A 927-nucleotide genomic window follows, 5' to 3' on the forward strand; every position below is an offset into this window, starting at 1 on the left:
CGATCGCGTGTCTTCCGGTCCCGCGCAACCCGAAGGGTCAACCGCCACCACGATGCGCCGCATCCGACCGGCCACCGCATTGCGGCTGGCGGGGGTGATGGGGGCCGCGCGGTGAAAGTCCTCCATCCGCCACAGCGCGCCATCCACTGCCTGTTGATATTCCCCCAGTACAAAACGCCTGCGTTCGCGTTCCGGCAGGGCGGCAAGCTGGGCAAGATACTGTGCCGAGAGATTGGCCCGGTTACCATCGGGGTTCAGGCGCATGGTGGCGTAAGCCGATCGCTCAAGCGGCGCGCCCGATGTCGGCTCCACCCCATCTTCAAACACACGGTAGAGCCAGTGCGCGGTGGTGGGGGGATTTGCGTCGATATATTCCTTCAGCGCCAGGGGTGATTTCTGCGCCAGCCGCGTCAGCAGCATGTTGCGCGCGCCATAGGTGATCTGGCTGGCTTCGTTCAGGTACACGGTAGCGAACTCCAGCCCCAGTATCTTTTCTGTCCGGTCTTCGTCATCCAGTCCGCCGAACAGGATGGTGGATCCATTGGGCAGTTCCACCGTCCAGTCCGTGCGTGAGATCGCCCACGGCACGGTGGGAAAGCACCGCCGCATGACCGTGGGGAATGTATCGGCCACGACCGTGGCCCGCAGCGCATTCAGCCGGTGGCGAAAGATTCCATGCCGCGTCTGAGCCACCCTGAGCGCGCGGATGACCAGCGCGCGCACCAGCACGAATGTCTTGCCCGAACGTGCGCCGCCACGCAGAAGGATATGGGTGGCGGGACCGCCCAGCATCCGGTTGGCGGCGCGCTGGTCGGCAGTCAGGCGAAAGGCTGGTGGGGCGCTGGCGGGTCAGAGGGCGGTGTCATCGGTGGTGATGGTAATGGCGATGCTGGTTGCGCCATTTTCGGCGCGGCTGGGCGTGGCGGA

At 65.3% G+C, this 927-nt stretch carries 1 protein-coding gene; it reads right to left on the reverse strand.

Annotated features, from left to right (window positions below; all coding sequences use genetic code 11):
• On the reverse strand, window positions 1-792 hold a 792-nt coding region (locus JCM25156_RS18280; RefSeq protein WP_025814272.1), incomplete at its 3' end, for a phage terminase large subunit.
• Window positions 793-927: the final 135 nt, after the last annotated feature.

It is taken from the genome of Komagataeibacter kakiaceti JCM 25156, from assembly GCF_000613305.1.